The sequence below is a fragment of the Limosilactobacillus caccae genome, from assembly GCF_900156885.1.
Taxonomy (GTDB): Bacteria; Bacillota; Bacilli; order Lactobacillales; family Lactobacillaceae; genus Limosilactobacillus; species Limosilactobacillus caccae.
The window spans coordinates 1-4,930 of sequence record NZ_FTOY01000002.1 but is presented as its reverse complement, the minus strand read 5'-3'; the positions used below and the strand labels follow the sequence as shown (position 1 = coordinate 4,930).

The 4,930-nt window shown below is 42.8% G+C and carries 5 protein-coding genes; 1 reads left to right on the top strand and 4 read right to left on the bottom strand.

Going from position 1 to position 4,930, the window contains the following annotated elements:
* Window positions 1-312: 312 nt before the first annotated feature.
* The 4 genes from CZ502_RS00085 to spxA all read right to left on the bottom strand — a co-directional run bounded on the left by CZ502_RS00085 (window position 313) and on the right by spxA (window position 4,070).
* Window positions 313-1,677, bottom strand: a complete 1,365-nt coding sequence (locus tag CZ502_RS00085) for a C69 family dipeptidase (protein WP_076459100.1) — start codon at window positions 1,675-1,677, stop codon at window positions 313-315.
* A 2-nt stretch (window positions 1,678-1,679) separates the two neighbouring features.
* A complete protein-coding gene (locus CZ502_RS00080; protein WP_076459099.1) occupies window positions 1,680-2,723 on the bottom strand; it encodes a competence protein CoiA in 1,044 nt (347 codons plus the stop codon).
* Between the two features lie 157 nt (window positions 2,724-2,880).
* Complete coding sequence (locus CZ502_RS00075; RefSeq protein WP_076459098.1) at window positions 2,881-3,555, bottom strand: adaptor protein MecA; 675 nt, start codon at window positions 3,553-3,555, stop codon at window positions 2,881-2,883.
* A gap of 113 nt (window positions 3,556-3,668) precedes the next feature.
* The gene (spxA, locus tag CZ502_RS00070; RefSeq protein ID WP_076459097.1) at window positions 3,669-4,070 is read right to left on the bottom strand and encodes a transcriptional regulator SpxA; all 402 of its coding nucleotides are present in this window, start codon (window positions 4,068-4,070) and stop codon (window positions 3,669-3,671) included.
* A gap of 237 nt (window positions 4,071-4,307) precedes the next feature.
* Here spxA and CZ502_RS00065 point away from each other — a divergent pair, with 237 nt between their 5' ends.
* Window positions 4,308-4,799: a hypothetical protein gene (locus tag CZ502_RS00065; RefSeq protein WP_076459096.1), complete on the top strand. Its 492-nt coding sequence runs from the start codon at window positions 4,308-4,310 to the stop codon at window positions 4,797-4,799.
* The last annotated feature ends 131 nt before the right edge of the window (window positions 4,800-4,930 follow it).

Sequence of the window (4,930 nt, the reverse complement as noted above, 5' to 3'; positions counted from 1 at the left end):
ATTCATGAAAGATGGTCCTTTCTTAAACGAAGACGGGGTCCAACCATCTTTCGTTTTTTTATTTTAAATTTTAAAACAAAATAAGCACCGATGTTAAATCCATCAGTACTTAAAATTGTAGACCCTAAGTAAGAGACTGGGAAATTGATTCTTCCCCAGTCTCTTTTTTTGTGCCAAATATTACACAGTAATTGCGGGAATGTGGCGCCTAGCTTCGCGGTCAAAGCGCGGCTCAAAAGGCTCACTACAATCAAGCGCCACTGGTCATGATTAACCACCTGGGGCCACTTTTTCCCTGCTTGGCTTTGCCCGTCAGAACTGTAATTTTTCATTGCTAAATGCGAGTTTAACGAGCTTTCCTAATAATTTTTTGGTTTCCGCAAGTGCAATTGCCGCCATCTGCTCATTTGCCTGAGTGAGGCGGTCTGAAGTGACTATTTGACGGTCAGCCACGTGCTGGATATGCATCGTTTTCGCCATCACTTGCTGTTCAAAGTCTTCTTCTAACGCTTGGGCCTGGCGATAATACTGGTCGCCAATTGCTGCCAAGGTGTGGGTCAACCAGTACATGTTGTCGGTTGAATAGTCCCCTGTCGTATCACGGTATGGTGCGGGGGTATTATCAACATTTGCATAGAAGGGAACAACCGCGTTAAAGGTGTTGGGTCCAAACGCTAGCCAGTGAACTGCGGCGATTTCAGCGGGAACATTATTCCGGAGCTGGAGAATATGAAGCTCTAAGTTGCGGTTCAGCGCAATTGACCGGAACGGTGCCTGCCCCTGCTCGTGCTTATAAGGGTCATAATCAGTATTTTGGTAATGAGAGCTTAATAACATCTTTACCCGCTGGACGGTTATCTTTTCCTCACTGTAACAAATAAACGGCAAATCATGGTCTTGCGGGTCGGGATTAACTGTCCCCAACTGCTTTTGCACATACCATGCACGAGGGTTATTGTAAACCGTATCAGTAAGGGTCTGGCTCCCACAAATGTGCCGCAAATTATAGCCATCTTGATCGGGATTTAAATTATTATCATCGATCCATTGTTTTAAGTCTGGTGAACACAGCGTATCCGGGACAGTAAAATCAAATTCACGAATGTTTAGTCGGTTAGGTGCAATCACATAGGCGTCGTCAGGAATCCTGACTGCCGCCCAGTGGTGACCACCAATCGTTTCCAAATACCAGACCTCATCTTGATCGCTAAAGGCAATGGCGTTCGCTTCATAGGTTCCATACTTACTGACCAGTGCTCCTAACCGTTCCACCCCTTCCCGGGCCGATTCAATATACGGGAGAGTCAAGGTAACGTAGTCTTCTTCGCCAATCCCATCCTCGTCGTTAAAGGGATCAACGGAAAGGATCCGGGCATTCGTCGTAATCGTCTCTGTTGCCGTCATCGCAACGTTAGCACTATTAATCCCCCCTGCTGCAAATATTCCATCACGACTGTCAGCATCTGGTGTTGCAGTATATTTTAACTTTGGGACCGCTAGTTTTAAGCGAAACTTCGTTGTTTTACTTTGGTAGTCCAGGGGTTGGTCTGCTGGTTTAACAACGACAAACTTCTGGGGGTCAAAGGCATTGCCATAGTCCTCTTCCCGACAAATTAAGGTCGATCCGTCAACCGTCGCTTTCTTGCCTGCTAAAAATGTTGTACACGTATGTTGCATTTCTAAGCACTCCTTTTCATCTGCACATAATCGATTAACTTGGCTTGTGGCTGCTTAACCCAGTGTGGCCGTCGCAACAGGACGATTTCTTTTCCCTGCTTAACCACCACCTGTGCTGCGGTAAGGTCAGTAGTAAAATCAGTAATCACCATTTGCTGCAAGTAATTATCGCCGACACAGCCGGGCTTAAGCCACCCGTCTTTGCCACACGTAACAAGTAGTTTTCTCCATTTTTCAAGCGACCACGAATAAAACAAAGGAAAGGTCGCTAACTCTAATATTACACTAATTCGCCATAAAAGTACCGGGTAGCTAAGTGCTGGCCAGGACGGTGAAAGGTCGTGACAAACCAGTGGACACTGTCCTAGTTGCCGGCCCCTTTGCTGCCAAGCGGTCATTATTAAGTCACGAACTTCCTTTGTGGAAGGACGAAACTGTTCGTTGAGCAGCCTTGCCAGTTGGCGCTCCAATGCCTGTTTCTTTTGCGCATTGCCAGCGTATGAACAACGGCAGTATTGCTGGTTTACCGTTAAGCATCCCTTCTTGGTGTCCCAAAAAAGTAAGCACGGTTGGCCACTTAACAACTGGGTAAACTGCACCACCTTTTGACTGCCTAACCGTCGCCTGTAAGGAGCTCCCAGGATCCACCATACTTTGATATTGGCGCGGTGGTAGCCAGCGTTCCGGTCAAGCAGTCGTTCAATGCTAAGGGGGCTGCACTGAAATTCAAACGCGACTTGCTGCCCATCAATTTCTACCAGGATATCTGGCCGCTGAACAATTGTCGGTAGGTAGGCCTCTAGTCGTGGTTGCCAACCCTTTGCTTGCGCCCACCGGTAAATCTGCTTTTTCCCCCGCAAGTGCTCAGCAGTCTCCCCCTCACTAAAACCACATGTTGCCGCCTTGGTATGGGCAAAATGAGCAATTTTTTTATTACCATGACGAAAGATTACATCCTGTTGGCAACCGGGGCAACGAAAGTGTCCCCTGGATGAAGTGACATCATCTGCGAAGATCAATTTACCATCATTTTCTGCTACTAACATCTAATTGCCCTCCTATTATTTATATACGTATTAAAAGGCAATTTTCACTTTTTAAAATAAAAAAGCGGGGCTGGAAAGAAACTATATTTCTTTCCAGTCCCTAGTTTTATCTCCGAATATTACATAGTAATCGCGGGAAAACAGCTTACTTCAGTAGTCATTGGAAATAGTGGCGAATTAAGTGGAGTGCCGATACATCCATGATCTTGTTGGCATGCTCACTCAGAAAATCAACTGTCGTTGCCGTTGGATTACCGTATTCATATGCCAGTGCTAAATGATCCTTAACTAGCGAATCATTCTCCGCGAGGTCACCGTAGCCAATTGCTAAGTAGTATTGACCATCATACTTATAAAGGGCAGACAAGATATCTGCATCACCTGTGATATGGGCAAAAGCAACTAAATCTTCAAAATTGGCAAAACTAACAACCTTCCACTTCGCTGGCTGTTGATTTACCGGCTGGGGTTGATCATCGACAACCGCAGTCTTTCGCTGGTCATTCTCGTTTCGCTTTTGCGCTAACTGTTGCTTAATATACTGCGCTACTTGGTCGTTAACTGGCCTATGCTGTTCATCGCCAGCAAGATTTGAATCATTTTTGCTAATAAATAATTCAAGCCCGTCGTTGGTCGGCATAACCTGGAAAGTCACTGCATCATTGTTTTGAAATTGATGTTCTGTATCAACTTCTTTTAAAATACTATAAAAGAAATCCTCAATCTGCTGGTGGTTGCCAAGCAGGTCTAAGATGGTAATTCCCCGAGCAGAAAGATCATCATTATCAACTAGCACCCGGATAGTATTTTCATTAATGCGTTCCATCTCCATTGAGCAGCACCTCCTTTGCCGGGATTAAACGTTACTTCTATTGTAAAGAATTTATAATAAAAGTAAAGTCGAATAAAAAAGGGAAAGCATCTCACTTCCCCACTTACTAATATTTAAATCATATTAGCCTTTTCTTGTGCTTCAGCCAACTCTAATTCACGAACCTTCCGTGGTAAGAACCGGCGAATCTCATCTTCATTGTAGCCAACTTGGAGACGCTTATCGTCAATAATAATTGGCCGCCGTAATAAACCGGGGTTCTCACTAATCAAGTTGAAAAGTTCCTTTAGTGATAATTCATCAAGGTCAATGTTTAACTTTTTGTAAGCCTTTGACCGCTTTGAAATAATATCTTCTGTCCCATTTTCCGTCATCCGTAAGATATTTTTAATATCATTTAACGTCAACGGGTCAGAAAAGATATTTTGCTCTTTATATGCAATATTATGTTCTTGTAACCAGGCGCGTGCTTTTCGACAAGACGTGCAACTTGGAGACGTGTATAATGTAACCATTTGTTTGTGGCCTCCTTTAAGTGAGTTTAACTAGAACATTCCTCAATACAATAAATATTATACTATGCTTTCAAAGCAGATAAAAGGCGTTTGGAAAATTTTATTTACTTTTTGTAAGTTTAACTTTTTCTTTAGAAAATTATGCTTGAAAAATTCGCAACTAATCGCCGCTAAATAGTCATTTAACCGTCAAAAGTATTATAATAAAAATGAGATCTTACTTTGAGGAGGAATAACATGCTAACAACCATCAGCCTAACTTTTGGCTCCCGCGAAATCTTACAATCAATAATCGATAAATATCCGCAACGGCGGTTTAAGATGATGCAAGCTAGTGCCCACAGCAATAAGCTAGCATTATTTGACCTTTCTGGTGAAGAAACAGTTTTCAAGTCACCAGTTAAATTGACTGTTCTTGATGAGTCATTAAACGCAAACCTAAATGGACTATTTTACTACCAGTCTTTCCAAGTAAATGGTGATCGACAAAAATTACTTCACAATTCTTTACAGAAGGTAATTGAAGATGCCACAGGAATGAATGGCGGCCTAATGCTGTCTGTTGATAACAAAGCCGAGGCAACTACCCTTGTCCTCCTAACAGCTTGGCAGGACTTTGAAAGCCTAACAGCGTGGAAAGAAAGTGATACGTTCAAATCACTTCTCACTTTCACTACTAGGGGCTCAGACAACGGTTATTACGACGAAATTTACAAGTCAGTTTATTAAAGATAAAGGGTCTACAATTTTAAGTACTGATGGATTTAACATCGGTGCTTATTTTGTTTTAAAATTTAAAATAAAAAAACGAAAGATGGTTGGACCCCGTCTTCGTTTAAGAAAGGACCATCTTTCATGAA